Source organism: Streptomyces sp. RG80, from assembly GCF_040446465.1.
In the GTDB taxonomy this organism is placed as follows: Bacteria; Actinomycetota; Actinomycetes; order Streptomycetales; family Streptomycetaceae; genus Streptomyces.
Genome location: NZ_JBEAAJ010000002.1, coordinates 791777 through 808098, shown reverse-complemented (window position 1 = coordinate 808098; position 16322 = coordinate 791777). Strand labels below are relative to the sequence as shown.

Annotated in this window: 14 protein-coding genes; 3 read left to right on the top strand and 11 right to left on the bottom strand. The window is 69.3% G+C overall.

Annotated features, from left to right (window positions below; all coding sequences use genetic code 11):
- Positions 1-185 precede the first annotated feature (185 nt).
- Positions 186-356: an LxmA leader domain family RiPP gene (locus ABKA17_RS09750; protein ID WP_353691505.1), complete on the bottom strand. Its 171-nt coding sequence runs from the start codon at positions 354-356 to the stop codon at positions 186-188.
- Positions 357-400: 44 nt separating this feature from the next.
- The gene (locus ABKA17_RS09745) at positions 401-574 is read right to left on the bottom strand and encodes an LxmA leader domain family RiPP (protein ID WP_353691504.1); all 174 of its coding nucleotides are present in this window, start codon (positions 572-574) and stop codon (positions 401-403) included.
- Between the two features lie 250 nt (positions 575-824).
- Here ABKA17_RS09745 and ABKA17_RS09740 point away from each other — a divergent pair, with 250 nt between their 5' ends.
- Positions 825-1535: a response regulator gene (locus tag ABKA17_RS09740; protein WP_353691503.1), complete on the top strand. Its 711-nt coding sequence runs from the start codon at positions 825-827 to the stop codon at positions 1533-1535.
- Positions 1536-1633: 98 nt separating this feature from the next.
- Here ABKA17_RS09740 and ABKA17_RS09735 read toward each other — a convergent pair whose 3' ends face one another.
- The 9 genes from ABKA17_RS09735 to ABKA17_RS09695 form a co-directional block, all read right to left on the bottom strand.
- Positions 1634-2476: a PaaX family transcriptional regulator gene (locus tag ABKA17_RS09735; protein ID WP_353691502.1), complete on the bottom strand. Its 843-nt coding sequence runs from the start codon at positions 2474-2476 to the stop codon at positions 1634-1636.
- Between the two features lie 23 nt (positions 2477-2499).
- A complete protein-coding gene (locus ABKA17_RS09730) occupies positions 2500-3354 on the bottom strand; it encodes a hypothetical protein (protein ID WP_353691501.1) in 855 nt (284 codons plus the stop codon).
- Positions 3354-5021, bottom strand: coding sequence for a PHP domain-containing protein (locus ABKA17_RS09725; protein ID WP_353691500.1), 1668 nt, complete (start codon positions 5019-5021; stop codon positions 3354-3356). Before ABKA17_RS09725 ends, ABKA17_RS09730 begins: the two co-directional genes overlap by 1 nt.
- Before the next feature lie 20 nt (positions 5022-5041).
- Entirely contained in the window at positions 5042-6865 is a 1824-nt protein-coding gene (locus ABKA17_RS09720; protein ID WP_353691499.1) for a LamG-like jellyroll fold domain-containing protein, read from the bottom strand.
- A gap of 46 nt (positions 6866-6911) precedes the next feature.
- Positions 6912-9839 (bottom strand): glycoside hydrolase family 2 TIM barrel-domain containing protein, encoded by a 2928-nt coding sequence (locus ABKA17_RS09715; protein WP_353691498.1) that lies wholly within the window; start codon positions 9837-9839, stop codon positions 6912-6914.
- Entirely contained in the window at positions 9836-10696 is an 861-nt protein-coding gene (locus ABKA17_RS09710) for a carbohydrate ABC transporter permease (RefSeq protein ID WP_353691497.1), read from the bottom strand. Before ABKA17_RS09710 ends, ABKA17_RS09715 begins: the two co-directional genes overlap by 4 nt.
- Before the next feature lie 14 nt (positions 10697-10710).
- Entirely contained in the window at positions 10711-11661 is a 951-nt protein-coding gene (locus ABKA17_RS09705; RefSeq protein WP_353691496.1) for a carbohydrate ABC transporter permease, read from the bottom strand.
- Positions 11661-12947, bottom strand: a complete 1287-nt coding sequence (locus tag ABKA17_RS09700; protein ID WP_353691495.1) for an ABC transporter substrate-binding protein — start codon at positions 12945-12947, stop codon at positions 11661-11663. The genes ABKA17_RS09705 and ABKA17_RS09700 overlap by 1 nt, the downstream gene beginning before the upstream one ends.
- Before the next feature lie 63 nt (positions 12948-13010).
- Entirely contained in the window at positions 13011-14057 is a 1047-nt protein-coding gene (locus ABKA17_RS09695) for a carbohydrate kinase family protein (RefSeq protein ID WP_353691494.1), read from the bottom strand.
- Positions 14058-14185: 128 nt separating this feature from the next.
- Here ABKA17_RS09695 and ABKA17_RS09690 point away from each other — a divergent pair, with 128 nt between their 5' ends.
- Complete coding sequence (locus ABKA17_RS09690; protein ID WP_353691493.1) at positions 14186-14950, top strand: DeoR/GlpR family DNA-binding transcription regulator; 765 nt, start codon at positions 14186-14188, stop codon at positions 14948-14950.
- Positions 14947-16284, top strand: coding sequence for a 6-phospho-beta-glucosidase (locus ABKA17_RS09685; RefSeq protein WP_353691492.1), 1338 nt, complete (start codon positions 14947-14949; stop codon positions 16282-16284). The genes ABKA17_RS09690 and ABKA17_RS09685 overlap by 4 nt, the downstream gene beginning before the upstream one ends.
- Positions 16285-16322 lie beyond the last annotated feature (38 nt).

The following is a 16322-nucleotide window of genomic DNA, read 5'->3' as shown; positions in this document are numbered from 1 at the left end:
ATTGCTTTCCGCTTTCCTCAATACTGGCAGCCGGAAAAGGGGGCGGAACAAGAACTTTGGCCGTGCGCCACCCCCTACCAAAGTCGTGGTCGGTGGTGCGGGCATGGCCCCGGGGGTCCGGAGAACACGACGTCGCCCCGGCGCGGATGGACCGCACCGGGGCGACGGGGGAAGGGTTTCCCGGATCAGCAGGTGAAGCTGACGGTGGTGGGGATGACGATGGTGCCGACCAGCGTGACGGTCGTGCCCGTCGGGGTGGCACCGGGCGACTGGTCGCCGTCCGCGTGGACCTCGGCGGCACTCACGTAGGCGGAGTAGCCGGCGATGAGGTCCTCGTGGAAGAGCTTGTCGTTCATGGTCGTGCTCCTTTGCTCGTGTAGGGGTGTGGGGGGGGAGGGGGTCAGCAGGTGAAGCTGACGGTGCTGCCGGCGGCGCCGATGGTGACGGCGAAGATCGTGGCCGTCGCGGTGGGGGTGCCGGCCGGGGCGTGGTCGCCGTCGGCCTGGACCTCGGCGGCGCTCACGTAGGCGGAGTAGCCGGCGATCAGGTCCTCGTTGAAGAGCTTCTCGTTCATGGTCCTTCTCCTTTTCGGTGGGGGTCAGCGGGGCTTTCTGCTTTCCGCTGCTGGACACATTTGTAATCCGTCCGGCGACGGGAAATCCAGAGTTAAAAACGATGTTGCCCACAAGGCGGCGAATGAAAATTAGGGGTCAAAGGGCGGAGGCAGGTCCCGGAACTGCGAGGAGTGACACTTGCCTCTAGTGCCGAACGCGGGCAACGGCGAGGATTTGTGCCGTAGCAAGGAACGACCCCGAGGAGACGACATGATCAGAGTGATCGTCGCCGACGAGGACCAGTTCGTCCGGCACGCTCTGACCGGCATCCTTGAGGCCGACGGCGGTATCCATGTGGTGGCTCAGGCCGCCGACGGCCGCGAGGCCGTCGAAGGAGCCCGCCGGTTCGCGCCCGACGTGGTGCTGATGGACGTAAGGCTGCCCAGGCTCGACGGGCTGGCCGCCGCGCGTCAGATCCACCAGGCGCTCGGCAGCCGGACCCGGGTGGTCTTCCTGACCGCGCACGACGAGGACGCCGTCATCACGGAGGCGGTCCGCACGGGCGCCGCCGGCTTCCTCCTCAAGCACACCCGGCCCGCCGAGGTCGTCCACGCCGTCCACACCGTCGCCTCCGGCCAGTGCACGCTGTCCCCGGAGGTCACCGGCCGGGTACTGCGCGCCCTGCGGGATCACGCGCCGGCCCCCTCGCCGGACCAGCGGACCCGCCTGGACTCGCTCACCCCCCGGGAGCGGGCGGTCCTCGCGATGCTGGCCACGGGCTCCAGCAACCAGGAGATCGCCCGCGCGCTGACCCTGGCCGAGGCCACCGTCAAGGGTCACGTCACGCGCATCCTCATCAAGCTCGACACCGACAACCGCGTGAAGGCCGCCCTCCTGGCCCACCGGGCTGGCCTGACCCGCACGGCCCCGAACCACGGTGGTGGCCTGCCCACGAGCCTGGGGGACGGTTTGGCGGCTTGAGGAAGCCGGCTGGAGAACGGGGGAGGGTACGAAGAGCCTGGGGCGGGGGACGGGCGGCAGCAAGCGGCCCGGAAGCCCACGAAGGGCCGCGGCCGGCCCTACCCGGCGTCGTCCGAAGCCGCCTCCCGCACCGGCACCAGATCCAGCAGCCTCTCCGCGCAATCCTGAGCCGAAGGCGTCAGTCGCTCGTGGACCGACCGGAATGTCTTCTCCGCCTGCTCGGCCGGCCAGTCGTCCGGCAGATGCTTGACCGGCAGTCGTGGATCGCGGCGGATGACCCTCAGCCACTCCGCCTGCAACAGCAGCCGTTGCGCGAGCGCCTCGTCGGCCGCCGGCTCCCGCCTCTTCCACGGCTGCCACCGTCGTACGAACTGCTCGTAGCGCTCGGCCAGTTCGGCCAGCTCCCAGGTCTCCTCGATCATCGCGCCGATGTCCATGCCGGTGTCGGCGTGCGCGCGGAAGACCTTCACATGGGCGGACAGGCCCAGTTCGCCGACGAGTTCCGCCACGTCGACCTCGCCGGGCGCGATCCACAGGCCGCTGAACAGTGGGCCGAAGCCGCCCCAGGTGAGCTTGGAGCGCAGGTCGTGGCGCTGGCGCTGCCAGGACTCGGGCAGCGAGAAACCGAGCAGGGTCCAGGTGCCGTCCCAGTGCCGGTTGACGGCGCCGGTCTGCCAGATGCGGCGCTCTCCGTCGCGCAGGACGGCCGTCGAGTGCTCGGTCAGCCCGAAGTACATCCGGCGGCCCTCGCGCTGGCGGCGCAGCAGGCCGCGGTTCACCATCCGGGTCAGCGTGGAACGCGTCGCCTGCTCGCCGACGCCGGCCCGGGCGAAGACATCGATGACGCTGCCCGAGTACACGCAGACATCACGCCCGAGCACCTGGTCGCCCAGGAACGTCAGCATGAGGGACTGCGGCCGCAGCGACTCTTCCGTGGTCACGCGGCCACCGTACCTCGCCCGGATCAGCCTGTGACCTGCCGGTACGAGTACACGGCCGTGCTGACCGCGCACACGCCCGGCGGAATCATCTGCGCGCGGAGCGTGCCGCTGTTCGCGTCGTAGTCGACGCCCTCGGTCTCGAAGGCGCCGTCCGTGCAGACGCTGCGCTGCGGCAACGCGAAGAGGTTCTTCACCGCGCCCGTGATCGGCTGCCCGTCCAACTTGCGGGGCAGATCGACCTGGAGCAGCGGACGGATCTCCGGGAAGAGGGTCCCCGTCGCGTCGTTCGAGGCGCACACCAGCCGGGTGTCCGCCACGAAGTCACAGCCCTGGATGTCGCGCACCGGCCGGTCCAGGGTGATCTGCCAGGCCTCCTTCAGCGCCCCGCCGGTGGCTGGGGTGGCCGGGTTGAGCAGGGGAGCGGGGAAGACCTGGAGTCTGCGCTGCTCGCCCCACTCGCCCGACACCAGCCACTGCCCGTCCGGGGAGACGGTGGCGAAGGAGTTGTTCAGCTTCTCGCCCGGGTTCAGCTGATGGACGTACTCGTAGCGCTTCCCGGCCGGGGTGGTGACCGCGAACATCTTCGACGTGGCCGTGTCCGGACCCTGGTAGGCGTCGAAGACGTGGCCGCGCGCGATGTCCGGGTCACCGACGTGGTTCCAGCCCTTGAGCCGCAGGTCGAGGGGGATGTCGGTGAGCCCGCGGTACAGCAGCGAGCCGTCCGCCCGGGAGGCGAGCCCCTGCCCGCCGCCGAGCGTGTCCGTGTACGCGGTGCCGGTCTCCACCCAGCGTGGTTCACCGGTCGCCGACGCCGTGCCCGCCGTCCCGAGCACCAGTGATCCCAATAAGCAGCCCAGGGTGAGAAGATGACGCTTCATCAGGCACCTGCCACGTCGACGAACACCGGGTTGGAATAGAACCACGTATCCGCCCACGGGTCACCGTCCCCGGGCGGGTGCGGGATCGGCCCGTTCGGGTCGACCGAGGAGCCGAGGTAGCCCGCACCATGGCGGTTGCCGTCGCTGCCGCGCAGCCGGACGTAGAAGGACTCGTCCCCGGCGGTCAGCGGGATGCGCAGGGTGTACGTCCCCTTGCGGCCGGACACGTCCTTCGTCTGTACGACCTTGGTGTCCGGTGCCCTCCAGGAGTCCCGGTCGCTCACCGGGCCGCGCACCGCACCCCGGATCACGTCCACGTGCGCCAACTCGGGCACGAATCCCTGGGGGTTGGGGCGGGAGGCGGTGGTGACGGTGACGTACAGGCTGATCCTCTCGCCCTTGCGGACCCGCAGCCGGCCGCCCAGCGTGACGCCGCGGCCCAAGTCGCAGTCCCGCTTCAGCCGTACGTCGAGGCCGTCGAGCAGATGTCCGTGGTCCAGCCAGACGCGGCCCGCGCGCAGGCCCGCCATGACGGCGCGGTAGCCGTAGCGGGTGACGCCGACGTGGGTGCGGCTGAACTGGCCGGGCCAGAAGTCGCTGCCCGGCTGCGGGGAGTCGGTGTTCACCGGGTCGGGGAGCTTGCCGGTGCTGTCGAAGTTCTGCCCGGCCGGCCAGTCGCCGTTCTTCCAGGTGTCGAAGACGGTCCGGTGGTTGTCGGAGTTGGTGGTGATCGAGAACAGCCTGCCTTCGGCCAGCAGCGCGTCCCACAGCCCGCCGACGGTCGCCGTCGCCCAGTCGAAGCCGCCGTAGGTGAGGTAGGCGTCCGCCGGATAACCGGACCAGGACTGGGCGGACGGCTTGTTCTCGTACTCGCCGCGGATCGAGGTCGTGCCGCGCCAGCCCGGGATGGCCGCGCCCTGCGCGCCCGGCGCACCCTCCATGCCGATCATGATCTCAGGGGCCGCGTCCCGCCAGTTGCGCATCTCGTGCGGGGAGTCGATGCCGAGTCGCAGCGGGTGGTTGGCGAGGACGAGGACGTCGTCGACATAGCCCGAACGGCGCTGCTCGGCCAGCCACTTGATCGCCTTGACGGCATGCGCCTCGTTGCGCGCGGTGTCGGTCGCGCCGGCGGAGCCCTCGGTGTAGTTGAGCAGCTTGCCGTCGTAGGCGAGCTCGAACTGCGTGAGCAGGTCCACCTCGTGGGGGCCGGGCGCCGCGAACACCGTGCAGTGCTCGGCCGCCGGGATGTACCACTCGAGGCCCTGGAAGATCAGCTGACGAGGGTTGTCCGCACGGGCCTTGAGGATCTCCTCGTGCTCCAGCTTCGCACCGTAGTAGGCGTGTCCGAAGTTGGAGTGCTCGTTGAACACCATCCAGTCCAGGCCGTACCGGGCGGCCGCCTTCGCCTGCTGCGAGAACGTGTACTTGGCGTCGTGGCTGTAGACGGAGTGGACGTGGTGGTCGCCGACCAGGTACGCCAGCCGCGGGTCGTCGCCCCCGAAGCGCTGCGGGGAGGCGGCGGCGGGCACGGCGGCCGAGCCGAGAGTGAAGGCCGCGCCGAACAGGCCCGCGCGGCGCAGGAGTCCGCGCCGGGACAGCCCTTGCGGATCGAGCGCGGCGGGCGAGACGGAGGGGTCGGCCCAGTCGGGCAGTTGCTGCTCGGTCATGGTGATCCCCGAGAAGGGGGTCAGTGCGTCATGAAGGAGGTGACGGGCAGCGCCCGTTCGACGATGCGGACATCACCGAGACGTCCGTGCAGGATCTGGTCGATCTTCCCGCCGTACTCGTAGCCGCCCAGCAGCCACGGGAGCCCGACGGAGGTGATGCCGACCGAGGTGGGCCTGGGGTTGCGGACCACGGGGCAGCCCTCGACGTAGAGCGTGGTGTGCCTGCCGTCGTTGACGACCGCGAGGTGCCACCAGGTCTCCGGCGGCGTCTCCTGGCCCCAGTTGGTGGCGATGCCCTCCTGGTTGAGCGGGCGCATCGCCCACTGCGGCTCACGGTCGTTGGACAGCGACAGCGTGGCCAGCGGCTCGTCGGGGTCGTCCCCGGTCTTCCCGGCGGCGCCGCCTGTGCCGGTGCGGCTGACGATGCCGGACCAGGCATGGTGGGAGGGGTCCCAGTCGGCGGGCAGACGGTAGAAGTCCTCGATGGTGTAACCGGCCTTGAACGTCTGGGAGTTGAGCGGCGCACCGTCGATCGTGCGCAGATACGCGCCCTTCAGCGGGGACTTGTACCCCTGGAACTCCAGGCTGCCGTGCCCGGGCTGGTCGGGGTGGTGGTCGGCGGACCAGCCCAGGGTGCCGCCGCCGACGGTGACGAGGGAGAGGTCGTTGCCGCGTCCCGAGAGGTCGCGGACGGTGGCGCCCGCGGCGCTCTCGAAGCGCCAGTAGGCCACCGTGCCCGGTATCAGCATCCTCGACACCGGCCGCGGCGCACGCGCGGGCACCGGGTCGAAGCCGGAGAAACGGTCGGCGAAGTCGACCTCGACCGTGAACCGGTCGGCGTCACCGCTGAGTTCGACCTCCTGCCGCTCCAGCTCGTTGAGGCCCTTCCCGGCTCGGCCGAGGATCCACGGCGAGACCGTCTCGACGTCGATGACGTTCCGGTCGAGGTCGAAACGGTAGAGACGGATCATCGCCGCGCCACCGAAGTAACGGTTCTGATAGTTCGTCAGGTGCAGGTGGACGTCATGTCCCGCCGCGTTCTTGCGGGTCGCGCGGGCGGCGGGCCAGTAGTGGCCGTTGAGGGTGAGGAAGATCTGGTCGTGGTCCTCGATCAGCCGGTCCCACAGCTGCCGGCCGTAGTCCGACAGGGTGTCGTCCTCGACGACCAGTTCGTGGGTGGTGAGGACGACAGGCGTCTTCGGGTGCCGGGCGAGAACGTCCTTCGCCCACGCGTACCCCTTGTCCGACAGCCGCCAGTCCAGCGCCAGGACCAGCCACTCGCGGCCCGCGGCCCGGAAGAGGTGGTAGGTGTTGTAGCCGTCGGCGGAAGCGCCGCCGAAAGTCTTCCTGCCCTTGAACCGGTCCGGCCCGAAGGCCTCCAGGTACGGGGTCGCGCCCCGCTGGTCGGTGGTCGACGACTTCACGTCGTGGTTGCCGGCCAGGACGCTGTAGCCGACCCCACGCCGGTCCAGCAGCCTGAACGCCTCGCTGATCGCGGCGACTTCGGCCTCCGCGCCGTTCTGCGTGAGGTCTCCGAGGTGGGACAGGAAGACGATGTTCTCGTCCTTCCCGTGCTCCAGCAGATACCGCAGGGACGCCTCGACCGGCGTCTTGTCGATGCTCGGCCCGTCGAAGAGGTACTGCGTGTCCGGCATGACGGCGAGCGTGAAACGGCGGCTCTCGGTGTCCGGTCGCGGGCCGCTCGACGTGGCCGCCTCGGCGACCGTCGGCAGGGCGACACCGGCGGTCGCGGCGGCGCCCAGCAGTGCGGTGGCCCGCAGGAAACTGCGGCGTCCGGCGCCGGCCTGGGCATGCTCGGACCCGTGTTCAGGCAAAGTGCACACGTGTGCTCCGTAAGAAGTGCTCAAGTAGAGGGAAAGCCGGGGGAGTTCAGAGAACGCGCAGGGTCCAGCTCCAGCGGTGGACGCCCGGTGTGACGAGATGGGAGGGGAAGGTGTCGGGGCCGCACGAAGCCGTGCCGAGTCCCCGGTGGGCCGCGTCGAGATGAACAACGCACCCGGCACGCGGGGTCAGTTGGTCGTGATGGGTGACCGCGGTGAGGTCCTCGGAGCGGTAGTGGGTCACGGAGACCTGGCGCGGCTCGTCGAGTGCGATCGCGAGACCGGTGGCGTCCGGCGCGGAGAGCGTGAAATGCCGTACGCCGTGTCGGCCGCCGCTCTCCTGCGGTCGTAGATAAGGGGTGAACAACTCGTCGACGGGGACCCGATGGTGGCCGACGGGAGCGCCGCCGCTCCGGTCGGGGTACGACTCCCAGGGCCCCTGCCCGAACCACTCCAGCAGGTCGAGCCCCGGCACCGTCTCGAAGACCGAACCGACCCGCGCCACGTCGTCGAACTGTTCGGGCAGCTCGGCCTCTTCGTCGATCCGGATGCCGCCCTCGACCGGCGTGAGGACCTGCCGGTGCCGCACCACACCGACCGTGCCGGCGTACTCGGCGACCACACTCACTCGGCCACCGCTCTCCTCACGCACCGACACCGCCTTGCGGACCAGCGCGTCTAGGCCCCAGGCCCGCCAGCGCAACGCCATACCGCCGAGCTCGTCGTTGTCGGTGGGGGCACGCCAGAGAGACAGGGTGGGGGCTGCGCTCAGCAAGGGGTGGACGAGGAGGCCGTCGGCGTCGACCTCGACCGTGCCGGAACGGTTCTCCCACCGGAGGGGAGACGCCTCCCGGAGCCGCACCTGCGGCAGACACACCACCGTGCCGCGCGGCGCCCACGCCTCGTCCCGCGCGGTCGTCACCCGCAGCGTCAGCCACGCTTCACCACCGTCGCGCGGCACCTCGAAGGGCAGCGGCACGACCGCCGTCTCGCCCGGCCGTAGATCGGGCAGCTCGGCGGGCGCGGTGAGCGTGTCACCCTCCGCCAGGGACAGCTCCCACTCACCGGCCAGCCAGTCCAGGCCGCGGAAGTGCTGGTGGTTGCCGAGCACGATGCCCTCGTGCTTGAAGCACTCGATGCGCACCGGCGCCGCGATCTCCCGGTGCTCGTACATCACCGGCTTGGGCGTGCGGTCCGGGAAGACGACACCGTCCGCGATGAACGCGCCGTCGTGGATGGTCTCGCCGAAGTCACCGCCGTACGCCCAGCGATGGCCGGGCGCGGCGACACCGTTGTCATAGAGCCCGGCGCCCCCACGCCCGACCGGTCTTCCGTCGTTCACACGCTGGAGAATGCCGTGGTCCCAGAACTCCCAGATGAACCCGCCCTGAAGACCTGGCGTTGACTCGATGGCGGCCCAATGGTCCGCGAGCGTGCCGTTGCTGTTGCCCATGGCGTGCGAGTACTCGCACTGGATGAGGGGCCTGGTCTGCTCACCCGACAGGGCGTGGGCGACACAGTCCTCCAGCGGCGCGTACATGGGACAGGCGATGTCGGAGGCGTCGTCCGTCGCCGCCCAGTCGAGCTTGGCCGCCCCCTCGTACTGGATCGGCCTGCTCGGATCGTGCCGCCGCGCCCAGCCCGCCGCCGCGTCGTGGTTCGCGCCGTAGTCGGACTCGTTGCCCAGCGACCAGATGATCACCGAGGGGTGGTTCTTGTCGCGGAGCACCATCCGCGAGACGCGGTCCACGAAGGCGTTCAGATAGCGCGGATCGTCGGCGATCTCGTGGGCGTGGTCGTGGGACTCGATGTTCGCCTCGTCGACGACGTAGAAACCGAGATCGTCCGCGATATCCAGTAGACCGGGGTCGTTCGGGTAGTGGGCGGTCCGGATCGCGTTGAAGCCGAAACGCTTCAGCAGGACGAGGTCCGCGCGCATGTCGTCGTACGACACCGCGCGCCCCGTCAGCGGATGGAAGTCGTGCCGGTTCACGCCCCGGATGAACACCCGCTCGCCGTTGACCAGCAGGTTCCTGCCGACGATCTCCACGTCCCGGAAGCCGACACGGTGACATGAGGTGTCGGCGACCGTTCCGTCGGCGCGGTGCAGGCGGACGGTGAGGTCGTACAGCTCGGGCGTCTCGGCGTTCCAGGTCCGCACATCGCTGACGACTGTATGCAGCCGTACCTCGCCGAGGAACTCGGAGACGCGGTCGTCCTCGACGTTGGCCCGGTCGAACTCGGTGTCCTGGGCGATCAGGCCGCCGTCCAGCTCGCCGGTGACGTACCACCCCTCCGGCAGCGCCCCTCCGGTGTCCCGCACCCGGCAGTCGACCCGCAGCTCCCCGCTGAACGCGGCCCGCACGGTCACGTCCGCGAGGTGCAGGGGATCGGTCGCGTACAGCAGCACCGAGCGGGTGATCCCGCCGTGCCACCATTGGTCCTGGTCCTCGATGTGCGAGGCGTCGGACCACTTGACGACCGTCAGCCGTACGGTGGCCCGCTCGCCGGGGCGCACGTGCGGTGTGAGATCGAAGTCGGCCGCGAGGTGGGAGTCCTTGGAGACGCCGACGGGCCGCCCGTCCACGTGGACCAGGAGGACGCTCTCGGCGGCACCGACCTGGAGCACGATCCGGCGGCCGGCCCACTCGGCCGGGACGTCGACCGTACGCTCGTACACACCCGTCGGGTTTCTGTATGCAGGCGACAGCGGCGGGAATTCCGCATACGGCATACGGACGTTCGTGTACTGCGGAAGGTCGTCGGTGTCCTGCATGGTCCAGACACCCGGCACCCGCGCCGTCGACCAGGCACCGCCGACCGGCGCGTCCGGAGCGGACAGCAGCTGGAAGCGCCAGTCGCCGTCCAGGGGGAGTGCTCCGGGGCGCCGGTCGACGGCGTTCATGGGCAGTCGCCCCCAGGAGGTCACCTCGGGTGCCTCCCAGGGGCGCAGAGCCAGCAGGGGATCGCTGGTCATCCGCGTACGGCCCCCTTCGCGAGGTCGCCGATGATCTGCTTGGCGCCGACCGCGAACACGATCAGCAGCGGGATCAGGGCGAGCAGGGCGCCGGTCATCACGATGCCGTAGTCGGTGGTGCCGTGGGTGCCGTTGAGCTGGGACAGTGCGACCTGGAGGGTCACGTTGTCGGGGTTGGTGAGGGCGATCAGGGGCCAGGCGAAGTCGTTCCACTGGCCCATGAAGGTGAAGATGCCGAGGAAGGCGAGACCGGGGCGGACCACCGGCAGCGCCACATGCCAGTACTGGCGCAGGAAGTTCGCGCCGTCGAGCTTGGAGGCGTCGAGCAGCTCGTCGTGGATGGCGGACTTCATGTACTGGCGCATCCAGAAGATGCCGAAGGCGTTGGCCGCGGCCGGCACGATCAGCGCGGTCATCGAGCCGATCCAGCCGATCTTCGCCATGACCACGAACTGCGGGATGACCGACAGCTGCGCCGGCACCATGAAGATGACCATCAGCAGCCCGAACAGCGGCCCCTTGCCCGGGAATTCGAACTTCGCGAAAACGAAGGCCGCGAGGGAGTCGAAGAGCAGGACCAGGAAGGTCACCGAGGCCGCGACCAGCAGCGAGTTCCACATCGACCCGAAGAAGTCGATGGCGTCGAAGAGATTGCGCACGTTCTCCAGGAAGTGCGTGCCCGGCAGCAGCTTCGGCGGGTACGAGAAGATCTCCGTCGAGCTGTGCGTCGACATGATCACGGCCCAGTAGAACGGGAAGGCCGAGATCAACGTCCCGATGATCAGCGGGAGATGCAGCGCGATCCCTCTGCGGCGGGACCCCTTGATGGAGGTACGGGACTCCTTGACGGATGCCATGATGCGCGCCCTTCCTAGTCGCCCCGGCGCTGCACGAGGCGCCAGTTGATGATCGAGAAGAGGACGACGACGAGGAAGATGCCCCACGCCACCGCGGCGCCGTACCCGAAGTCGTTGTTGTCGAAGGTCTGTTGGAAGAAGTAGAGGACCATCGTCTGGCCCGAGTGGCCCGGACCGCCCGCGAACGTCGAGTCGTTGGACGAGGTCTGCAACAGCACCTGCGGCTCGGAGAAGCTCTGGAGCCCGGTGACCGTCGAGACGACCAGGACGAAGAGCAGGGTCGGCCGCAGCAGGGGCAGTGTGATCCGGAAGAACGTCTGGATCGGCCCGGCGCCGTCCATCCGCGCCGCCTCGTACAGGTCGCTCGGGATGGTCTGGAGTCCGGCGAGGAAGATGATGGCGTTGTAGCCGGTCCATTGCCAGGTCATCAGGGCCGCGATGGTGACCTTGATGCCCCACGGGGTGTTCAGCCACGCCACCTGGTCGATGCCGACCGCGTGCAGGACGGCGTTCACCATGCCGGCGTTGGTGGAGAAGATCGAACCGAAGACGATCGCGATGGCGACCACCGAGGTGACGTTCGGCAGGAAGTAGGCGAAGCGGTAGAGGTTCTTGAAGCGCACCGCGGAGTTGAGCATCACGGCCGTGACCATCGCCAGGAAGATCATGGGGAAGGTGGCCAGCGCCCAGATGATGATCGTGTTGCCGATCGAGTTCCAGAAGTCGCTGTCGCTCAGCAGGTACTGGTACTGCGAGAGCCCGGCCCACTCCATCGAGCCGAGGCCGTCCCAGCGGTGGAAGGACAGGTAGAGGGAGAAGCCGACGGGGAAGAGGCCGAAGCCGAGGAAGATCAGGTAGAAGGGGGAGATCGCGGCGTAGAGGTGCCAGTACTTGCGCAGGCCCTTCTTGGGCTGGGTCACGCCGGGTTGTCTCACGGCGGGCGGGGTCTGCTCCAGGACGGCCATCAGTAGCTCACCCCCAGGTGCTTCGCGATGCGACGGCACTTGCTCATGGCGTCACTCCAGGCGCTCTTGGGATCCTTGCCGAGGACGCCGACGTTCTTGATCTCGTCCTTGATGGGCTGCCCGAGCGCGATGTCGAACGGGCTGTTGTAGGCGACCGCGATCTTCTGGGCGGCCGGCCCGAAGACATCGGTCGTCACCTGACCGCCGAAGAAGTCGTCCGGTTCCTGCATCGGCTTCAGGCCGTACGAGGCGGGCGTGGACGGGAACAGGCCCGCGTCGACGTAACCCTGGGCCTGGTTCGCTGAGTTGAGGATCCAGGTGATGATCTCGAAGGCCTGCTCGGGCTCCCGGCACGCCTTGGTGATCGACAGGAACGAGCCGCCGTTGTTGGCGGGCCGCACCGGCATGTCGGCCACCCGCCACCTGCCCTTGGTCTTCGGCACACCGTTCTTGATGTCGAAGGCGGCCCAGGACGCGCCCAGTTGGCTCGGCAGCTTGCCGTCCTGGATGGCCGACAGCTGGTCCGGGGTGCCGCTGACCAGGTCCGAGACGATTCTCCGCTGCTTGGCCTCCACCGCGAGCGCCCAGGCCCGGCGCACGTGTTCCTGGTCGCCGATGAAGTGGCGGTCCTTGTCGACGAACCGCTCGGAGCCCTGGTTCACCACGTTCTCGAAGACGGAGTTGACGTCGGTGAGCAGCTTCGCCCCCGACACCCGCTTGCCCAACTGCACGCCCGCGTCGAAGAAGCTCTCCCAGGTGTTCAGCTCCTTCGACACGTCGTCCGGCTCGTACGGCAGCCCCGCCCTGCGGAACACGTCGTACTGGTAGAAGTGCCCGACCGGACCGCAGTCGATGGGGAAGCCGACCATCGTGCCGTCGTCGGCGATCCCCTGATCCCACTTCCAGGACAGGTACTGGCTCTTGTACTTCTCCGCGCCCAGGGTCCTGAGGTCGATGAACTGGTCCGCGTTCGGCAGATAGGCGGCCATGTCCTCGCCCTTGAGCCCCGCGATGTCGGGGATGTGGGCCTGGCCGGTGATGGTGGTGATGAGCTTGGAGCGGTACTGGCCGCCGATCTGGATGGCGTCCAGGCTCACCGAACTGTCGTAGCGGGCCTTGGCGTTCTTCACGACGGTGTCGCTCAGACCGCCGCTCCAGTACCACAGGACCATGTTCCGGCCGGTCGAGCCGGTCGGAACGGCACAGCCGGACGCCAGGCCGCCGAGCGCCGTGGCGGCCGTACCGGCCAGGCCCGCGCGCAGCAGGCCTCTTCGTGAGAGCCGCACAGCTCCCACCGCCTTTCGGGGGATTTCGGGTCTTCGCATATGTACGGGGGGGGGTCGGACGGATCAGAGCTGCCGTGCGGGGGGTGTGACGGGGGCGTACTGGACGGGAGGCCCGGGATCGGCCGGGATCCGGTCGGACAGAAAACCGTATGCGGTCTTCAGTTCACGGTCGGCAGGCGACAGTTCACGGTCGGCCGACGACAGCGACCGCCACCAGCGGTCCACGCCGTACCAGCCGGGTGCCGCGAGCGCCCCGCCCGGATGGCGGACGGACAGCCCGGCCGCGAGCACCGCGAACCGCAGCCGCTCCGCCAGCGGCCAGCCGCCGAGCGAGGCCGCGACGAAGCTCGCGCCGAAGACGTCGCCGGCGCCGGTGGCGTCCAGGACATCGATGTCGAGGGCCGGGACGTCCGCGTACTCGCCCGTCGTCTGGTCCACCGCGACCGCGCCGTCCCCGCCGCGCGTGACCACCGCGACCGGCACCAGCTCGGAGAGCGTGCCGAGCGCCGCGACCGCGCTGTCGGTGCGGGTGTAGGCCGTCGCCTCGGTCTCGTTGGGGAGGAAGGCGTGGCACAGCTTCAGCTGGTCCAGCAGGTCCGTGGACCACTGCTGGGTGGGGTCCCAGCCGACGTCGGCGTAGATGTGGGTGCCGTTCGCGGCGGCCCTGGCGATCCACTCGCGGGGTTCGGCCTCGAGGTGGACGAGGGCGGTGCGCGCCTCGGGCGGGTCGCCCATCAGCGTGTCCTGCGAGTACGGGGGTTCCTGGCCATGGGTGACCAGGGCGCGGTCGTCGCCCTGGGCCAGGGAGACGGTGACGGGGGTGGGCCAGCCGTCGGCGGTGCGGGAGAGCGAGAGGTCGATGCCTTCCTGGTCGCACAGGACGTCCCGGCAGTACTCGCCGTAGAAGTCGTCGCCGAAGACGGTGGCCAGGGAGGTCCGCAGACCGAACCGGGACGCGGCCACCGCGAGGTTCGCGATGCCGCCGGGGCCGCAGCCCATGCCGGCCGTCCAGATCTCCTCGCCGGGCGTCGGCGGCTTGCCCAGCCCGGTCAGGACGAGGTCGTAGAAGAGCAGCCCGGTCAGCAGCACATCGGGCCTGTCGTCATCCACCGGCAGCGCCTCTCGTCAAAACACGTCAATTTCGATGACCGGAATCGTGCGCCGCTCCGCACGATTGGTCAATACCTGAGCAGAAGTGAGCATAGAAATGATTGGCAATGACGAGTACTGTTCACGACGTGCTGGCAGAACGACGACATCAACTCATCCTCCGAGCCCTGCGCTCCGGCGGTCCCGCGGCCGTGACCGACCTCTCCGAACAGCTGGGTGTGAGCCCCGCCACGATCCGGCGTGACCTGGTCAAACTCGAGGAGGACGGGCTCCTCACCCGCGTCCACGGCGGGGCCCGCGCGGAGGAGGGCGACCAGCCCTTCGCCGAGGTCGCCGAGGTGCGCGTGGCCGAGAAGGACGTCATAGCCGCGCACGCGGCGGCGATGATCGAGGACGGTCAGTCGGTGCTGCTCGACATCGGCACGACCGCCTTCCGGCTGGCCCGTCAGCTGCACGGCCGCCGCCTCACCGTGATCACCAGCAACCTGGTGGTCTACGAGGAGCTCGCCGACGACGAGGGCATCGAACTGGTCCTGCTCGGCGGCATGGTCCGCCGCGAGTACCGCTCCCTGGTCGGTTTCCTCACCGAGGACAACCTCCGCCAGCTGCACGCCGACTGGCTCTTCCTCGGCACCAGTGGAGTGCGCCCCGGTGGGCAGGTGATGGACACGACGGTCGTCGAGGTGCCGGTCAAGCGCGCCATGATCAAGGCGAGCGACAAGGTCGTGCTGCTCGCCGACGCGGCGAAGTTCCCGGGTACGGGGATGGCGAAGGTCTGCGGTCCCGAGGACCTGGACGTGGTGGTGACGAACGCGCCGGTGAACGCGGCGACGCGAGCCTCCCTGGAGGAGGCGGGCGTCGCGGTGAACGTGGCAGGAAAGGTGCAAGTGTGAAACTGACGATTCTGGGTGGCGGCGGATTCCGCGTCCCGCTCGTGTACGGGGCGCTCCTGACGGATCGCGCCGAGGGGCGGGTCACGGAAGTCGTTCTGCACGATCTGGACGACAGTCGACTGTATGCGGTCGCCCGTGTACTGGCGGAACAGGCGTCGACCGTCGACGACGCCCCCACCGTCACCGCCACCACCGACCTCGACGAGGCCCTGCGCGGCGCCGACTTCGTCTTCTCCGCGATCCGCGTCGGCGGCCTGGAGGGCCGGGCGAACGACGAACGCGTGGCCCTCGCCGAAGGCGTCCTCGGCCAGGAGACCGTCGGCGCCGGCGGTATCGCCTACGGCCTGCGCACGGTCCCCGTCGCCGAGGACATCGCCCGGCGGGTCGCCCGCCTCGCCCCCGACGCCTGGGTCATCAACTTCACCAACCCGGCCGGTCTCGTCACCGAGGCCATGTCCCGCCACCTCGGCAACCGCGTCATCGGCATCTGCGACTCACCGGTCGGCCTCGGCCGCCGTATCGCCCGCGTGCTCGGCGCGAACCCGCAGGAGGCCTGGATCGACTACGTCGGCCTCAACCACCTCGGCTGGGTCCGCGGCCTGCGGATCGCCGGCCGGGACGAACTCCCGCGACTGCTCGCCGACCCCGAACTCCTCGGTTCCTTCGAGGAGGGAAAACTGTTCGGTGTCGACTGGCTGCAGTCGCTCGGATCCATCCCCAACGAATACCTGCACTACTACTACTTCAACCGCGAGGCCGTCCGCGCCTACCAGCAGGTCGACAAGACGCGCGGCGCGTTCCTGCGCGACCAGCAGGCCGGGTTCTACGACGCGATGAAGCGCCCCGACACCGCCGCGCTGACCGCCTGGGACCGTACCCGCGCCGAGCGCGAGGCCACCTACATGGCCGAGAACCGGGAGAGTGCCGGCGCCGGCGAACGCGACGCCGACGACCTCTCCGGCGGCTACGAGAAGGTCGCCCTCGCCCTGATGCGGGCCATCGCCCGCGACGAGCGCACCACCCTGATCCTCAACGTCCGCAACCAGAGCACGCTCTCCGTGCTCGACAACGATGCCGTGATCGAGGTCCCGTGCCTCGTCGACGCCAACGGTGCCCACCCGGTCGCCGTCGACCCGCTGCCCGACCATGCCACCGGCCTGGTCTGCGCGGTGAAGGCGGTCGAGCGGGAGGTGCTCGCCGCCGCCGAGTCCGGATCCCGTACGACGGCGGTGAAGGCGTTCGCGCTGCACCCGCTCGTCGACTCGGTGAACGTCGCCCGTCGGCTGGTGGAGGGCTACTCCGAGGTCCATCCGGGCCTGGCGTACCTTAAGTGAAGACCTGCCGGTAAGCGCTTTCCCCTACTTCTTTCCGC